The sequence below is a fragment of the Nonomuraea recticatena genome (genome assembly GCF_039533245.1).
Lineage (GTDB): Bacteria > Actinomycetota > Actinomycetes > Streptosporangiales > Streptosporangiaceae > Nonomuraea > Nonomuraea roseola.
The window spans coordinates 1-15540 of record NZ_BAAATE010000037.1 but is presented as its reverse complement, the minus strand read 5'-3'; the positions used below and the strand labels follow the sequence as shown (position 1 = coordinate 15540).

Annotated in this window: 12 protein-coding genes and 1 pseudogene; 11 read left to right on the top strand and 2 right to left on the bottom strand. The window is 70.6% G+C overall.

What is annotated here, in order from left to right; genetic code table 11:
• Positions 1–26 precede the first annotated feature (26 nt).
• The 11 genes and pseudogenes from ABFX50_RS42400 (at position 27) to ABFX50_RS42350 (ending at position 12406) form a co-directional block, all read left to right on the top strand.
• On the top strand, positions 27–2741 hold the full coding sequence (locus ABFX50_RS42400; protein WP_346154899.1) for an AAA family ATPase: 2715 nt from the start codon (positions 27–29) through the stop codon (positions 2739–2741).
• A 343-nt stretch (positions 2742–3084) separates the two neighbouring features.
• Positions 3085–3483: a hypothetical protein gene (locus ABFX50_RS42395; protein ID WP_346154895.1), complete on the top strand. Its 399-nt coding sequence runs from the start codon at positions 3085–3087 to the stop codon at positions 3481–3483.
• Between the two features lie 84 nt (positions 3484–3567).
• Positions 3568–6318 carry a helix-turn-helix transcriptional regulator gene (locus ABFX50_RS42390; protein ID WP_346155002.1) on the top strand — a complete coding sequence of 917 codons (2751 nt, stop codon included), beginning with the start codon at positions 3568–3570 and terminating at the stop codon, positions 6316–6318.
• 602 nt (positions 6319–6920) lie between these two features.
• A complete protein-coding gene (locus ABFX50_RS42385) occupies positions 6921–7247 on the top strand; it encodes a hypothetical protein (RefSeq protein ID WP_346154893.1) in 327 nt (108 codons plus the stop codon).
• Between the two features lie 644 nt (positions 7248–7891).
• Complete coding sequence (locus tag ABFX50_RS42380) at positions 7892–8347, top strand: hypothetical protein (protein WP_346154891.1); 456 nt, start codon at positions 7892–7894, stop codon at positions 8345–8347.
• 340 nt (positions 8348–8687) lie between these two features.
• A complete protein-coding gene (locus ABFX50_RS42375) occupies positions 8688–9071 on the top strand; it encodes a nuclear transport factor 2 family protein (RefSeq protein ID WP_346154889.1) in 384 nt (127 codons plus the stop codon).
• Between the two features lie 122 nt (positions 9072–9193).
• The gene (locus tag ABFX50_RS42370) at positions 9194–10036 is read left to right on the top strand and encodes a quinone oxidoreductase family protein (protein ID WP_346154884.1); all 843 of its coding nucleotides are present in this window, start codon (positions 9194–9196) and stop codon (positions 10034–10036) included.
• 3 nt (positions 10037–10039) lie between these two features.
• Positions 10040–10165, top strand: a complete 126-nt coding sequence (locus tag ABFX50_RS42365) for a zinc-binding dehydrogenase (RefSeq protein ID WP_346155001.1) — start codon at positions 10040–10042, stop codon at positions 10163–10165.
• A gap of 37 nt (positions 10166–10202) precedes the next feature.
• Positions 10203–10445, top strand: a pseudogene (locus ABFX50_RS42360) (alpha/beta fold hydrolase); the annotation flags it as partial.
• 135 nt (positions 10446–10580) lie between these two features.
• Complete coding sequence (locus ABFX50_RS42355; RefSeq protein WP_346154882.1) at positions 10581–11039, top strand: nuclear transport factor 2 family protein; 459 nt, start codon at positions 10581–10583, stop codon at positions 11037–11039.
• 134 nt (positions 11040–11173) lie between these two features.
• Positions 11174–12406: an epoxide hydrolase family protein gene (locus ABFX50_RS42350; RefSeq protein ID WP_346154878.1), complete on the top strand. Its 1233-nt coding sequence runs from the start codon at positions 11174–11176 to the stop codon at positions 12404–12406.
• A 104-nt stretch (positions 12407–12510) separates the two neighbouring features.
• Here ABFX50_RS42350 and ABFX50_RS42345 read toward each other — a convergent pair whose 3' ends face one another.
• Together ABFX50_RS42345 and ABFX50_RS42340 are read right to left on the bottom strand one after the other, a co-directional pair.
• Entirely contained in the window at positions 12511–14193 is a 1683-nt protein-coding gene (locus ABFX50_RS42345) for an ABC-F family ATP-binding cassette domain-containing protein (RefSeq protein ID WP_346154873.1), read from the bottom strand.
• A partial coding sequence (locus ABFX50_RS42340) for an ABC-F family ATP-binding cassette domain-containing protein (RefSeq protein WP_346154871.1) occupies positions 14186–15540 on the bottom strand: 1355 nt, incomplete at its 5' end. The genes ABFX50_RS42345 and ABFX50_RS42340, both read right to left, overlap by 8 nt.

Below are 15540 nucleotides of genomic sequence, written 5' to 3'. Positions count from 1 at the left end.
TCAGCGATGGCCGTAAGGAGATGACCATGCTGCTCGGGCGACGCACGGAATGCGCGGCACTGGACGCGTTGCTCAAGGCCATGCGCGACGGCCGCAGCGAGGCTCTGGTGCTCCTGGGTGAGGCGGGTGTCGGCAAGACCGCACTGCTCGACTACGCGCAACAGGCCGGCGGCGACCTGAAGGTCCTGCGGGTCGCCGGGGTCGAGTCCGAGATGGAACTCCCCTATGCGGCACTGCACCAGCTGTGCCTGCCGCTGCTGGACGGAATCGACCGTCTGCCTGCACCCCAGGCGGACGCGCTGGCGACGACCTTCGGTTTGCGCGCCGGTGAGGCTTCCGGCCCGTTCCTCGTCGGACTCGGCCTGCTCAACCTGCTCGCCGAGGCGGCCCGCGAACGCCCGATGTTGTGCGTGGTGGACGACGCCCACTGGCTCGACGACGCGTCAGCGCAGGTTGTGGCGTTCGTGGCGCGCAGGCTGCGTGCCGAGTCGGTGCTCATGCTGCTTGCGAGCCGCCGGCCCATAGCCAGCATGCGGGGCCTGCCCGAGTTGGCGGTCCAGGGACTCGCAGAGGACGCCGCACAGCAGCTGCTGAGTTCCGTGGTGCGCTGGCCGCTCGACGACGGAGTCCGAGCCGCGCTCCTCGCCGAGGCCCGCGGCAACCCACTGGCGTTGCTCGAACTCCCACTCGCCTCCCCGGACCGGCTCGCCGGCGGCTTCGGCCTGCTCGAAGCGTCCGAGCTCACCGGACGGATCGAGGAGAACTTCCAGCGCCGCATCGCCGAGCTGCCCGCCGACGCCAGGGAGTTGCTGCTGCTCGCGGCCGCCGACTCGTCCGGCGATCCGGTCCTGATGTGGCGGGCCGCAGCGGCTCTCGGGCTGAGCCCCGAGGCGGGCAGTGCCGTGCAGGAGGCGGAGCTGCTCACGATCGGGGTCCGGGTGGCGTTCCGCCACCCGCTGGTGCGTTCCGCGGTGTATCGCGTGGCCACGCCTGACGCACGCCGCCGGGTGCACCGTGCCCTGGCCGAGGCGACGTCACGGGAAGCCGATCCGGACCGGCGGGCCTGGCACCTCGCGCACGCCTCCGCGGACCGGAACGAGGCTGTCGCCGCCGAGCTGGAGGCGTCGGCGGACCGGGCCCAGGGACGCGGCGGGCTGTCGGCGGCCGGGGCGTTCCTGGAACGCGCTGCCGCACTGACCGGCGATCCGGTGGTGCGCGCCGAACGCGAGCTCGCCGCGGCCAGGTACAAGTACCACGCGGGCGCGCCTGAGGGCGCCCGGATTCTGCTCGACAAGGTGGAGTCCGGTCCGTCCGACGATCTGCGGGCCGCCCACGTCGGGCAGTTGCGCGGGCATCTGGCGTTCGCCACCGGACGAGCCGCCGAGGCGCCGGTACTGCTGCTGGAGACCGCACAGCGGTTCGAGCAGCTCGACCCCGTCCTGTCCAGGGAGACCTATCTGGATGCCATCACCTACTCACTGCTGGCGGGCCGGTTCGCCGGCCGCGCCACCGTGGCGGAGGTGGCCGCCTCCGCGCAGACGGCTCCCGCGCCGGGCCGGTCTCCGCGCGCGCAGGACCTGCTGCTCGACGCCTTCGCCGTTCTGTACACCGAAGGGCACGCCAAGGGCACCCGACCGATGCAGCGGGCTCTGGACGCCTTCCGGCGCGACGAGCTCCCGGTCACGGAGGCCATGCGCTGGCTCGCCATCGCCGGCCATGGGGCCTGCGAGACCTGGGACGACGTGGCCTGGGAGGCGCTGGCCGAGCTGAATCTCCGTCACACCAGGGATGTCGGCGCACTGGTGATGCTGCCGGTCGCGCTGACCCAGCGGATCGCGGCCCACCTGCACGCGGGCCGGTTCGCGGCCGCGGCCGAGCTGCTCGAGGAGGCGGAGGCCGTCGCCGAGGCGACTGGAATCGCCCGCCCCGCCTACGACGCGGCGGCGGTGGCCGCGTGGCGCGGCAGGGAGGCCGAAGCCGTCGGCCTGATCCAGACGGCCGAGCACATCGCGGTCGAGCGAAGCGAGGGCATCGGTTTCACCCTGATCAACTACAACAAGGCCGTCCTGCACAACGGCCTCGGTCGTTTCGCAGAGGCGAGGAACGCGGCAGCGCTGGCGACGGCCAGCCCCACGGAGTCCGCGTTCGCCTCCTGGGCATTGAGCGAGCTGGTCGAGGCGGCCGTCCGCTGCGGCGACCGTACCCAGGCCGCCCAGGCCGTCGAACGGCTGGCCCGGACCACCACCTCCAGCACGACGGAGTGGGGCCTGGGCACGGAGGCGCGCTCACGCGCCCTGATCAGTGAGGGCGCCGAGGCCGACGAGCTCTACCGCGAGGCGACAGAGCGGCTCGGACACAGCCGCGGCACGGTCTCGCTGGCCCGGGCCCACCTGCTCCACGGCGAATGGCTGCGCATGCAGGAACGCGGCGGGGAGGCACGCGAGCAGCTGACCACGGCGCACGAGATGTTCGCGGCCATCGGCGCCGAGGCGTTCGCCGAGCGAACGCGCCTCGAACTGGCAGCCTGCGGCGTGTCGGTGCCGCAGAGCGCCCAACAGCGGACGGTCGAACTGACGGACCAGGAACGCCAGATCGCCCGGAGGGCCCGGGACGGCCGCTCGAACGCCGAGATCGGAGCCGAGCTGTTCCTGAGCGCCCGCACCATCGAGTGGCACCTGCGCAAGGTGTTCAACAAGCTCGGGATCAGCTCACGGCGTGAGCTGCGCACAACCCTTCCGTAGACCTTCCGCGCCCCGGGCGTCGTCGGTCAGCGGCCATATCAGGTCGCGAATCTTATCGGCGGCGTCAAAGAAGGCCTGCAGCCTGCCGGTTCCGCGTCCGATCGCTCACGGAATACCCGGCCCGGGCCCCACCCTGGCCGGCCGCCGAACCTGGGCCAGGGGGCACGGGCCAGGGACAGCCAGGGATAGCCCCGGGGGCGACCGGGCCGCCGGCCGGGCGAGGCTGGCGGCATGCAGACAACAACCCCTGAACGCGTAGTCGTCCTCGTCCACGGCGCGTTCGCCGAGTCGTCCAGCTGGAACGGCGTGATCGAGCGCTTCATCGCCGCGGGCGTGACCGCGGGTGGCGGTCGCCAACCCCCTGCGCGGCGTCCGCACCGACGCCGCATACCTGCGGGACGTCGTCGCGTCCCTCGGCCGCCCGGCCGTCCGGGCACTGGTCTACGTGGCCGCCGCACCCGCGTGGCGGGATTTGCCGAGTTGGTTCGTCTGGGGCGACGCCGATCGCAACATCCCCGCCGAGGCGCTGCGCTTCATGGCCGAGCGCCGGTGGCAAGGAGGCGGTCGTGATCACCGGCGCCGGGCACGCCCTGCCGGTCACCCAGCCCGGTCCGGTGGCCGACTCGATCCTGCGAGCCGTCACGGCACCTGCGCCGGCGACGTCATCACCGAGGCCGCGAGCGGCGACCCGAGGGTGAAGGCCCTCGTCCACGTCGCCGCGTTCCTGCCTGACACCGTTTGAAAGGCCCCCGGCGGGGGCGTGTACGACCGACACGGATCGGAGCAGCCGGTCCAGCGACAGAGGAGGACACGGGCAGTGGATCGCATGCGTGCCCTGGTGGGTCGGGAGGCCGAGCAGCAGGCCCTCTCGGCGTTCATCGCCTCGCCCGAGGAGGGAGCCCTCGTCCTGCGAGGCGAAACGGGCGTCGGCAAGAGCGTGCTGCTGGAACACCTCGCGGACCTCGCGTCGGCGACGGGCCACCGCGTGATCCGAGCTGCCGGGGCCGAAGCCGAAGCCGAGCTGCCGTTCGCCGGACTGCACCAACTGCTCTACCCACTGCTCCCCGACATGGACCGGCTCGACGGCGTCCACCGGGCGGTCCTCGGCGCGGTCTTCGGGAGGTGCGACGGGCCGGCGCCGTCCGTGATGGCCGTGGGCCTCGCGGTCCTCGACCTGCTGACCCTCGCGGCGTCCGCGACGCCTCTGCTGATGGTGATCGACGACGGCCAGTGGCTGGACGTCACAAGCACCGCGGTGTGCGGATTCGTCGGCCGACGTCTGGCCGACAGCAAGGTGAAGCTCCTGCTGGGCGTGCGCTCCGGCGTCCCCGTGGGGTTCGACAGCGCCGGTCTTCCCGAACTGCACGTGCCGCCCTTGTCGCGGGAGGCCTCGCAACAGGTACTGGACAGCCATTACCCCGCCTTGGCCCCGCACATCCGGGTTCTCGTCCTGGATGAGGCGCTGGGAGTCCCTCTGGCGCTCGTGGAACTGCCGCCCCTGCTCAGCAGTGCCCCATCCGGACACGGCGTCGAGGAGGCGTTCGGGGCCGGGGGCGTGCCGCTTCCGCGTCGACTCCAGCACGTCTACGGAGCACGCGTGGCGGCCCTGACCCCTGCTGCCCGCACGGAACTCCTGCGCGGTGCCCTCGACGGCGTCAGCGCGCGAACCGGCTCCAGTCCGGTGCCGGCGGTGCGGTACCGCATGCTGAACGCCGACGAAGCGGCCGCCTGCGGACTGCTGGACATGGACCCGTACACCGGTGAGTTCGTCTTCCGGCATCCGCTCGTCCGTTCCACCGTGGTGCGGATGGCAACTCCCAACGAGCGCCGGACCGCTCACACCGTTCTGGCTCAGCTGCACCGGCAGGACGTTGAACGGCACGCCGCGCATCTGGCCGCGGCGGCGATCGACCCGGACGAACAGGTCGCAGCCGAGCTTGAGGCGGCTGCAGCCTCGGCGAGGCGGCGGGGCGGTGAAGCCGCGGCCATCGCGTGGCTGACCCGAGCCGCGGAGCTGAGCGAGAACCGCGAGAGCCGTTGTCGCAGGCTCGGAGACGCGGCGTTCATCGCCGCGCAGGCCGGTCTCCTGGAGCGGGCTCACCATCTGGTCCACTCCGGCACCACGCATGGGGTCCCGTCCCCGGCTGCCGTGGCCGCAAGCGCCTACGTGGCCCTCTACGAGGACGGGGAGGTGTCTTCCACGCACCGTCAACTGCTGAACGTGATCGAGAACGTCCGTGACCGGGCTGAAGGCGAGCCGCACGACGTCCTCACGCCCTTGGTGAACCTCCTGCTCGTGATCAGCCAGTATGCGAGCGACTGCGCCATGTGGGAGAGGACCCATGCCGTACTCGCCTCAGTGAAGCATCTGATCCCATCCAACTCGCTGGTCTACCAGGATGCCTGGAGCGATGTGCTGCGCCGGGGGACCGGGCTGCAGGAGCGGGTGGAAAGCGCGTTCGGCGACGTTCCCCAGCTGGACCCCTGGGACGTCGCCCGGCTGTGCGACGTCGCCTACCGCGTGGGCGCCCTCGGCCGGTACCGGTCCCATCTCCGGCGGACGATGGAGCGCGAGCGGGAGGTCGAGGCCAAGGCCGGCGACATATCCATGCTGCACTTGCTCCTTCTCGACCAGATGGCCGCTGGGCGATGGGAGGTCGCCGAGCAGACGGGCCGGCGCAGCCTGGAACTGGCAACGGTTCGCGGACTCACCCTCTTCGCCTACCAGAGCCGCGCCTATCTGGCCGTCCTCGCGGCCATGCGAGGTCGAGTCGAGCAAGCACGTGAGCTGCGGGCCATGGTCGACTCCTGGGCCCGCCCGCGCGGGATAGGCCTCCTGACCCAGCTTGCCGACACCGCCGGCGCAATCGCTGCGCTGAGCGAAGGGGACTACGAAGCGGCGTACCTCCATGCCAGCGGCATCACCCATCCCGGCACGTTCGAGCCGTATCTTCACCAGGCCTCGGGGACCCTGCTCGACCTCGTCGAAGCCGCCCTCCACACGGGTCGCGCGGAACAGGCCCGACGGCACGCGCTGGCGGCCCAGACCGCCGGGCTCCCGGACATCTCGCCCCGGCTGGCCCTGCTCACCTACGGAGTTCTCTCGATGACGGCGACCAACGACCGGGAGGCCGCCGAGATGTACGCGCGGGCCGAAGCGCACCCGGAGGGGGCGAACTTTCCCTTCGAGCTGGCCCGGATCCGCCTGGCCCACGGCATCCGCCTGCGGCACAGTCATGGCCGCAAGGCCGCACGGCAGTTGCTGGCCAGCGCTGCCACCTGCTTCGAACAGCTCGGTGCCACAGGGTGGGCGGAACGGGCGCGCACTGAGCTGCGCACCATCGACAACTCCTCCCGCACCCCGTCGATCCCCCTGACCTCGCTGACCTGGCAGGAGCGCCGCATCGCGGATCTCGCCGCCAGCGGCCTGACCAACAAGGAGATCGGCCAACGAACACGCCTGTCTCCTCGAACCGTCAGCTCGCATCTCTACCGTGTCTTTCCCAAGCTGGGCATCACGTCACGGGCCGCACTGCGCGACGCGTTGGGGCGGCTCCCCGACCTGGCGAGCGCGTGAGCCCGTCAGGGGTGGCGTCCACGGGGCTCGGCGACTCCATGCCCGTCCTGGCCGTCGTCGCCAACGACTCCGACCACGGCCTGTCCTGAGGCATCTGGACCACCGAGCCCCAGCGCGCCCTGGGGGTCGCACGCAGGTTGCGCACCGGAAGTGTCACCCTCAACGGCTCGCCGCTCCTCTCCATCCCTGTGGTGCCCGTCCGCGCTGCCCCTCAGCTCGACCGGTAGCCCGAGGCCCTGCCTCCTCGAAGACGAGGAGGCAGGGCGTCTTCATCCAGCGGACCTGGAACAGCGGGCCCGGGCAGGCGAGATCACCTGCTCGAGCAGATGGTGTTCGCCGCTTCCTCGACGACGCGGGCGACGAGATCCGGATGGCAGACGGCGACCGAGTGGCATGCGGCCACCTGGGCCATGAGGCCTCCTATGCTCCGACCTTCTCTGCTCGCCCACGACCTGGTCCACGTGCTTGACGGTCGCGCGTACTCGACGGTCTCTCCCTGCCGGCAGGTCCACCCCCACGGGTCTGCGGGCCCGTCCCTGGCGCCGCACGGCCAGGGTCCTTCACCGGGGCCGACGCCCCCACTCCGGAGAGATCGTGGCGTCATGGACTGGATGCTGCTCAATACGATCTGTTCGATATACCTCGGAGTCCCGTACGTTCCGCAAGCTCCTGCAGCCTGGGTCGGAACAGGACCTACCGAGACGGACCTGTGGATCACGCGGCTCACCTACGAGGTCGTCGCGGACGGCAGTGCCTGCGACAAGTGCCAGGCGCCCTTCGGCCGCAGGCTGCGCCTCACCGAATCGCGCAACGGTTCCGGCGCATGGTGGATCACGGTGGCGGCGCGCTGCCGTGGGTGGCGGCGCCACCGGTTCACGGCGCTCGTCACCGAGTGGGGCGACGGACTGCGGTTCGGTGAGTGGGTGTAGCGCGCGCTTCGGCGGCCGGAACGGTGCCAGGCGTCTGATCCGGCCCCGACGGCAGCGCCCCGGCCCTGGCCGGCAGCATGAGGGCGACCCGGCCTGCCAGGTCGATGCGGTGCCCGCGGGCGACCTGAGCCTCCTGCGGAGTCAGCTCAGATGTCGAGGCCCGCGGCCCGCACCATGTGCACGGCGTCCACCGGCGTCGTGCAAGACCTCGCTGACTCGAGGCCGCGCCGGTGCCGCGCCGGTCACCCCGGTGCCCATGTTGATCGACGCGGTCGATCCAGGCGGGGTGAGATGGACGACCCGGAAGCCGCCCGGGCCGGACAATTCGCCGTCCTCGCGAAAGACGATCCCCGTGGAGAAGTCCTTGGCCCGGTCCACGTCCGTGACAGGGACGACCACACATCTCGATCGTGAAGTCCACCATCAGCTCCTTCTCAACAGGGGATGCCCGTCGGCACCCACCGACCACGGTGCCCCGTCTGCCCAGGGGCGAGCCCTGGCCCGGGCCAGGGGTCCCCGGGGCCGGGCCAGGGGTACGGCGCCTGGGGACCAGGGTCCGGTACGGGCTCGACGAGGCTTGCCGCCCCGGCAGTCTTGGTGCAGCCGATCACCACACCGATGCAAGGAACGCAGGGGAGAAACCCATGGCAACGATCCACTTCACCGAGCAGACGAGCGCGACACCGGAGCAGTTCTTGGCCGGCCTCACCGACTTCAGCCCGGGCCGCCGGCAACTGTTCGGCAACAGCTCCGACGACTACCTGAAGGTGCACGCGAAGGGCGCCGACACGGCCGACGTCACCGAGGGATCCGGCGGCATCTGGGAACGGCTGCGGTACGACTGGTCCGACCCGCACCGCGTGGTGATGACGACCATCGAATCGAACGTCTGGAGCGGCCGCTCGGGCCACATCTACACGTTCATCCCCTTGCCCGACGGGACGACACAGCTGGACGTCGTCGTGGTCCGCGAAGGCAGGAACCTCAAAGGCCGCGTCATCGGACTGCTGTTGGGCAGCATCGGCAAAGGCGCGCTGGAGAAGGCGCTGAAGAACACGATCAGAGCCATCGAGGCGCGAAGTCAGGTGTCTCGGGGCTGACAACGGCACAACCGGGGTGCACGAGGCCACGGGCCGGCACCCAGAGCGCGGCCTGTTCCGTGCGGCGGCCCGAGGCGGTACGAGTTCCCTGGAAGATGGTCGATCAGCAGGTCGACCACGCTTTCCGATGACTGCCGTCCTTCTTGGACGCCCCCTGAATACCCGCGATGAAGGCGGCCGCGGCACGGTCCGCAAAGGCGGGAGCCCGGTCACGGCTGCCCGGCTGTCGCTTCCAAGGTGCGCCGACGTGCCTTCGACGATGCGCTGCCTGGTGGCGCGCACTTCACCCAAACGGCTCGCCGCCGCCGGCGAACCACCCAATCCTCTGGAGGTCTCTGCCATGTCCGATGTCACTCAGCACGACGCGTTCGTCCGCGACTTCGTCAGCACTTTCAACGCCAAGGACGCGGACGCGCTCGCCTCGTTCCTGACCGAGGACGTGACCTTCTCCGCGTACGGCGACAAGCCGGTTCACGGGCGCGCAGCGGTGATCGCCCTGTGGAGGGGCGTGTTCGCGAACTTCGCCCAGGTCCGTTTCGAGACCGTGCACCAGGCGGTGAACGGCGACGTGGTCATCGCCGAGCAGATCCACGGGCTCGCGCTGGCGGGAGGAAAGCTGGTCCCCGTGATGAACATGGCCGTCTACGAGCTCCGCGGCGGCAAGATCGCGGCCTGGCGCGACTACACCAATCCCGCCTACGCCGCCTCGCTCCTGCAGGCCTGATCCGGCTGCTCAGCGCGAGGAGCGCGCAGGCTGTCCCTTGTTGATCCCCGGGGCGAGTCGCCCCACGAAACAATCGCCGCCCCCCAGCGGGGGTTGTCGACCGGTAGAAGGAGGTGCGCGCTGTGCGCGCAGTAGTGGTAGAAGAGTTCGGCGGCCCCGAAGTCCTCAAGGTGAAGGATTGGCCCGACCCCGAGCCGGGACCGGGTGATCTCCTGGTGGACGTCGACTTCGCAGGGATCAACTTCATGGACACCGGCTCTCGTGTCGGATTCGGTCTGGTCGGCGAGGTTCCGGCGGTCATCGGAGTCGAAGGCGCGGGCCGAGTCGCCGCAGTCGGCGAAGACGTCAGCGGATTCGCGGTGGGCGACCGGGTCGCCTGGGTCTCGGTCTTCGGCAGCTATGCGCAGAAGATCGCCATGCCTGCCGCCCAGGCGGTCCCGATTCCGGACGACATCCCGAGCGACGTCGCCGCCGCCACGATGATGCAAGGGCTGACCGCGCATCACTTCGTGACCGAGTCGGCGCCGTTGGCGGAGGGTGAAACGGCCCTCGTGCACGCCGCGGCCGGCGGCGTGGGACGCATGGTCACCCAGTTGCTCAAGTTGCGTGGCGCCCGCGTGATCGGACTGGTCTCCCGGGAAGAGAAGGTCACGGCCGCCAAGGCCGCGGGAGCCGACGAAGTACTCGTCTCCTCGGACGGCGACTTCGTGGACCGAGTCCTGGCTCTCACCGACGGCGAGGGCGTGCACGCGGTCTTCGACGGTGGCGGTGCCAGCACCTTCTGGCGGTCGATCGAGGTCCTGCGGCGGGTCGGCACCCTCGTCTACTACGGTCCGCTGATCGGCGAGATCCCCACGGTGCGGATGTTCGACCTGCCCAGGAGCATCCGGATCACCTACGCCGTTTTCGCGGACCACATTCACAGCCGGGAGTCGCTGCTCGGTCACGCCGGGGACCTCTTCTAGAAGATCCGCGAGGGCAAGCTCAGCGTCGACATCACCGGGCGCTACCCGCTGGATGCGGCCGCGCAGGCCCATGTCGACATCGAATCGCGGCGCACCTCGGGGAAGCTGCTGCTCGATCCGCGGCGGTAGGCCGCCGCCTCCGCGGGCGGAACCGGGCTCGTCGCTCATCAACCTGTCCTGTGAGGACCACGGCGCGGGGCACCCGATCGTGCTCATCCAAGGCTTCCCGCTGAGCGGTGACTCGTGGGAGAAGCAGTCCCCGACGCTGCTCGCCGCCGGCTTCCGGGTGATCACGTACGACCGCCGCGGCTTCGGTCGCTCGGACCGGCCCGGTACCGGGTACGACTACGACACCTTCGCCGCCGACCTGGACCGGGTGCTGACGGCGCTGGCTCTCAATGACGCGATGCCGAGGACGCGTAGGTAGAGCGCGTCTGTCGCCCATGAAACACGACACAAAGCAACGCGCTTGACGGGCACGGCCGGCCGAGGCGCAGCACCGGCGGGATGCCCGTCCACATCACTGGTAGAGGGATGATCGATTATGGATGCCATTGAGCGTCTGAGCATTACTGAGGATCTTCGTCGTCTGATGGCTCGCTACGTCCGTTACGCGGATCATCAGCGCTGGCAGGACCTGGCGAATCTGTTCACGCCGGACGGCACGTTCACCCCGCACAAGCCTGACGGATCGGTGTGGTTGCACATGGAGGGCAGGGAAGGGATCGCCGCCACGGTCGGCGCCAGCGGCGGCCCCGGCGTCACCCTGGTCCACCACCTGTTCTCCGACGAGATCGACGTCGACTCGGCGACCGCCGCCCACGGCGTATGGGCGATGGAGGACCTCATCACCCGTCCCGAGGACGCCGCCGTGTCCGAGCACATCCCTTTCCGGGGCATGCACGGGTTCGGCCACTACCACGCACGCTTCGTCAAGATGAACGGTTCCTGGTACATCGCCGAGCTCAGGCAGACTCGGGTCCGCCTGGACTTCACCAGCTGACGCCACCTGCGGCCCCTTCACACCTCGCCCGGCGGCCGGTCGCGTCCGGCCACCGCGCGATCAGAACACCGGCAGGCGGCACCCACCTGCCGGCAGCGATTTCTCATCCACCACTCCACGAAAGCAGCCTTGCCGTGAGCGACAACAAGCCCAGCGCGCTGGAACCCTACAAGATCAATGTCCCCCAAGAGGCCCTGGACGACCTCAAGGACCGACTGAACAGGACCCGCTTCTTCGACGACCTGGACAACGATGATGAGTACTACGGGATCAGCACCGCCTACCTCAAGCCGCTCGTGGAGTACTGGGCGGACGGCTTCGACTGGCGTGCGCAGGAGCAGCGGCTGAACACCTACGACCAGTACAAGGTCGAGATCGACGGCACGCCCGTGCACTTCTACCACGTACGCGGCAAGGGCCCGAACCCGGTCCCGCTCGCCGTTCACTCCGGCTGGCCGTGGTCCAGCGGATTCAGCCTCCCACTCGTCGGCCCGCTGACGGACCCCGCCGCCCACGGCGGTGACCCGGCCGACTCCTTCGACGTCATCATCCCCGACCTGCCCGGATTCGCCTGGTCCACCCCCGTCGGCAGGGGCGACCTGAACTACTGGAAGATCGCCGACATCATGCACAAGCTCATGACCGAGGTACTGGGCTACGACAAGTACGCCGCGGCGGGCTCCGATTACGGCGCCCTCGTCACCAGCGCGCTCGGCCACAAGTACGCCGACAGCATCATCGGCCTGCACTACGGGCACGACCTGCCTCCAGGCCAGTTCGCGAACGAGCGGTTCTGGGACCTGACCGACGGCGCCAAGATTCCCGAGGACGCCACACCGGAGCTGCGGGCGGGCCTGGAGAACCTCGTCAGCACCTACGTCTCCCACGTCGCGGTCCACATGCTCGACGCCTCGACCCTCACCCACGGCCTGAACGACTCCCCCATCGGCATGCTGGCCTGGCTCCTGCGGCGGTGGAAGAAGTGGAGCGACAAGAGGGGTGACTTCGATGAGAACTTCCCCCGCGACTTCATCCTCGCCGAGGCCACGGCCTTCTGGGTGAACCAGGCCATCGGGTCCTCCATCCGCATGTACCGCAACGCGGTGCGCTACCCGTGGGTGCCCTCCCACAACCGCCGGCCCGTCGTCGAGCCGCCGGCTGGCTTCACCTTCCTTCTCGGCGACGCCTACCCGCCCGGCGTTGACACCGTCGAAGGGCGTATCGCCGCCTTCGAAGCCGGCCCCACGCGCAGCTCCTTCAACGTGATCAATGTCAACGCCCACATGAAGGGCGGCCACTTCGTCCACTACGAGAACCCCGAAGCCTTCACCGACGACGTCAGGGAGACGTTCCGAAAGCTGCGCTGACCATGTAGCCGGTGGGCCTCCTGCTCCGATCCCGGAGCAGGAGGCCCACTGCCATCCACCGGCGGCTCTCCTGCGACGCCGCTCACAGCGATGCCGTCACGGCTTCATGGCAGGCGGATGTGGCGGCCCTGCCAGCGGGAGCGCAACCATCGGTCGTGGCTGGCGATCACGATCCCGCCGGGCCCGTCGGTGCCCAAGGCTTCCTCCAGCTCGTCGGAGAGGCGGGGTGAGAGGTGGTTGGTGGGCTCGTCGAGCAAGAGCACCTCGGGTGGATCAGCCACCAGCAGCGCCAGAGCGAGCCGGCGGCGCTGGCCGACCGACAGCTCCCCCACTCGCAGATCCACGTCACGCGGGCTGATCAGGCCGAGCGAGCGCAGCGGCACGGACTCGGCGCGCTCCTGGCCGAGCGCCCGCTCGTAGGTCTGCCGTACCGTGCGGTCCGGCCGCTCGAACACGGTGTCCTGCGCCAGCAGCCCGACGGTCAGCCCGCACCTTCGCCATACCTCTCCCTCCGCGCTCAGCCGTCCGGCCAGCACCGCCAGGAGCGTGGACTTGCCCGCGCCGTTCGGCCCGGTGACCAGCAGCCGCTCCCCCGGCGCCACCTCCAGCCGGTCGATATAGAGCCGTCCCGGAACCCGCACGTCCCGCAGTGACAGCAAGGTCTCGTCGTGAGGATCGCGGGAACCGGCGGCGACACCCTTCGCGGCACCGGCAGCATCGGAGGCGGCTGCGGCGTGGTTGGCCTCCGCGAGATCGGTGACGGTGACCAGGGTGCGGGGACGGAAGCGGAGCGGGGGTGGTGGGGCGGGGACCTGCTCGCGTTCCAGTTCGGCGAGCCGGCGGGCGGCATTGCGTACCCGCCGCGAGATCTGGTGCTGCACGCGTCCCCCGCGGTGTCCGTACCCCATCTTCTCGTTGTCGCGTCGCAACCCGTCCACTGCCACCTGCCGCGCCGTCACCGCGACGGCGCGGCGCAGCTCGCCGAGCTCCTCCTGCTCTTCGGCGTGGCGCCGCTCCCAGCGCTCCCGCTCGGCGCGCTTCTCGGCCAGGTACGCGCCGTACCCGCCCCCGTAGCGGGCGGGCCCGTCCACCGCCGGGTCGAGATCGATCAGGTCGGTGCAGACCGCGTCCAGGAACGCCCGGTCGTGGCTCGCCACGACCACCACCCCGGTCATGCCGCGGAGTCGCTCCTCCACGAACACCGCGGCGGCATCGTCCAGGTGGTTGGTGGGCTCGTCCAGCAGCAGCGCGGTGGGCTGTCTGATCAGGAGCGCCGCCAGGGCGAGCCGCCCGCGCTGCCCGCCTGACAACGACACGAGCACGCGCCCGTGCGGCACACCGCCCAGGCCGAGCCGGTCGAGTATGATCTCCGCGCGCCGGTCGGCGTCCCAGGACTCGCGCTGTTGCGCCTGGTCGAGCCGGGCCCCGTACGCTTCGAGCAGAGCGGCATCGTCAGGGGCCTCGGTGAGCGCCCGGGTGAGTCGGTCGAGCTCGGCCAGGTCGGTACGGGCCTCGCGCAGGGCGTCGTCGAGCACGCCGGCGACCGTGGTGTCGTGGGCGAACGGCGCCTCCTGCTGCAAGAAGGCCAGGTCGGCGGGCCGCATGACGGTGCCGGAGTCCGGCTCGTCCACTCCGGCCAGCAGCCGCAAGAGGGTGGACTTGCCCGCACCATTCTCGCCGATCAGCCCGATCCGGCGGCCGGGTGCGGCGGTGAGCGAGACGCCGTCGAGCACGCGCCGCGCGCCCAGCGTCCGTACGAGATCGCGAGCGAGCAGCGCGTCACTCACCGGCGGGCCCTCCGGTCTCCAGCAGCCGCCCGCCGGACAACTCCAGCCAGCGCTCCACCCTGATCTCCGCCAGGAAGCGCTCGTCATGGCTGACCACCACGAACGCCCCCTCATACGCGCCGAGCGCGCTCTCCAGCTGTCCCACGCTGACCAGGTCGAGGTTGTTGGTCGGCTCGTCCAGCAGCAGCAGTTGCGGCGCGGGTTCGGCGCACAGCACGCAGGCCAGGGTGGCGCGCAGCCGTTCGCCGCCCGACAGCACGCCGACCGGCAGGTACGCCCGCGCGCCGCGGAACAGGAAGCGGGCCAGCAGGTTCATCCGCTCCGCCTCCAGCATGCCGGGAGCGAAGGCCGCCAGGTTCTCGGCCACGGTGCGCTCGACGTCGAGCAGGTCGAGCCGCTGGGAGAGGTAGGCGATCCGGCCGTCGGCCCGCCTGGCGCTGCCGCCGTCCGGCTCCAGCTCGCCGCTGACCAGGCGCAGCAGGGTGGACTTGCCCGCGCCGTTGGGGCCGGTCAGCGCGATGCGCTCGGGCCCGCGGATCGTCAGGTCGAGGCCCGGCGCGGCGAACAGGCCGCGGGCCTGCAGATGCTCGCCCAGGAAGACCGTGCGCCCGGCGGGGACGTGGGTTCCGGGCAGTCGCAGCGTGATCTTCTGGTCGTCGCGCAGGGTGCGCCCGGCCTCCTCCAGCCGGGCCTTGGCGTCGCCGACCCGGGCGGCGTGCGTCTGGCCCGCCCGCCCGGCCGACTCCTGGGCGCCGCGCTTCATGGTCCCCGCGAAGATCCGTGGCAGGCCGGCGTTCTTGAGGTTGCGGGCGGCGTTGCTCGCCCGGCGCTCGGCCCGCTCGCGGGCCTGCTGCATCTCCCGCTTCTCGCGCTTGAGCTCCTGCTCGGCGCTGCGCACGTTCCGCTCGGCGGCCTCCTGCTCGGTCCGTACGGCCTGCTCGTAGGCCGTGAAGTCGCCGCCGTAGAAGTGGACCTCGCCCCTGTCCAGCTCGGCGATGCGATCCATGCAGTCGAGCAGGGCCCGGTCGTGACTGACCACGAGCAGGCAGCCGGTCCAGTCGCCGAGCACGGCGTAGAGCTTGCGGCGCGCGTCGAGGTCGAGGTTGTTCGTCGGCTCGTCGAGCAGCAGCACATCGGGACGCCTGAGCAGCTGCGCGGCCAGGCCGAGCGAGACGACCTGGCCGCCGCTCAGCGTGCGCAGCGTACGCCCCAACTCAAGGTCGCCGAGCCCGAGCCGGTCGAGCTGGGCTCGGGTGCGCTCCTCGATGTCCCAGTCGTTGCCGATCGTGGTGAAGTGCTCCTCGCTCGCGTCGCCCGACTCGATGGCGTCCAGCGCGGCGATCACGG

Excerpts from the sequence above, each read along its gene's own strand:
- ABFX50_RS42355 (WP_346154882.1), top strand. The coding sequence starts at position 10,581 with ATGGATGCCATTGAGCGTCTGAGCATTACTGAGGATCTTCGTCGTCTG.
- ABFX50_RS42375 (WP_346154889.1), top strand. The coding sequence starts at position 8,688 with ATGTCCGATGTCACTCAGCACGACGCGTTCGTCCGCGACTTCGTCAGC.
- ABFX50_RS42390 (WP_346155002.1), top strand. The coding sequence starts at position 3,568 with ATGCGTGCCCTGGTGGGTCGGGAGGCCGAGCAGCAGGCCCTCTCGGCG.
- ABFX50_RS42385 (WP_346154893.1), top strand. The coding sequence starts at position 6,921 with ATGGACTGGATGCTGCTCAATACGATCTGTTCGATATACCTCGGAGTC.
- ABFX50_RS42380 (WP_346154891.1), top strand. The coding sequence starts at position 7,892 with ATGGCAACGATCCACTTCACCGAGCAGACGAGCGCGACACCGGAGCAG.
- ABFX50_RS42400 (WP_346154899.1), top strand. The coding sequence starts at position 27 with ATGCTGCTCGGGCGACGCACGGAATGCGCGGCACTGGACGCGTTGCTC.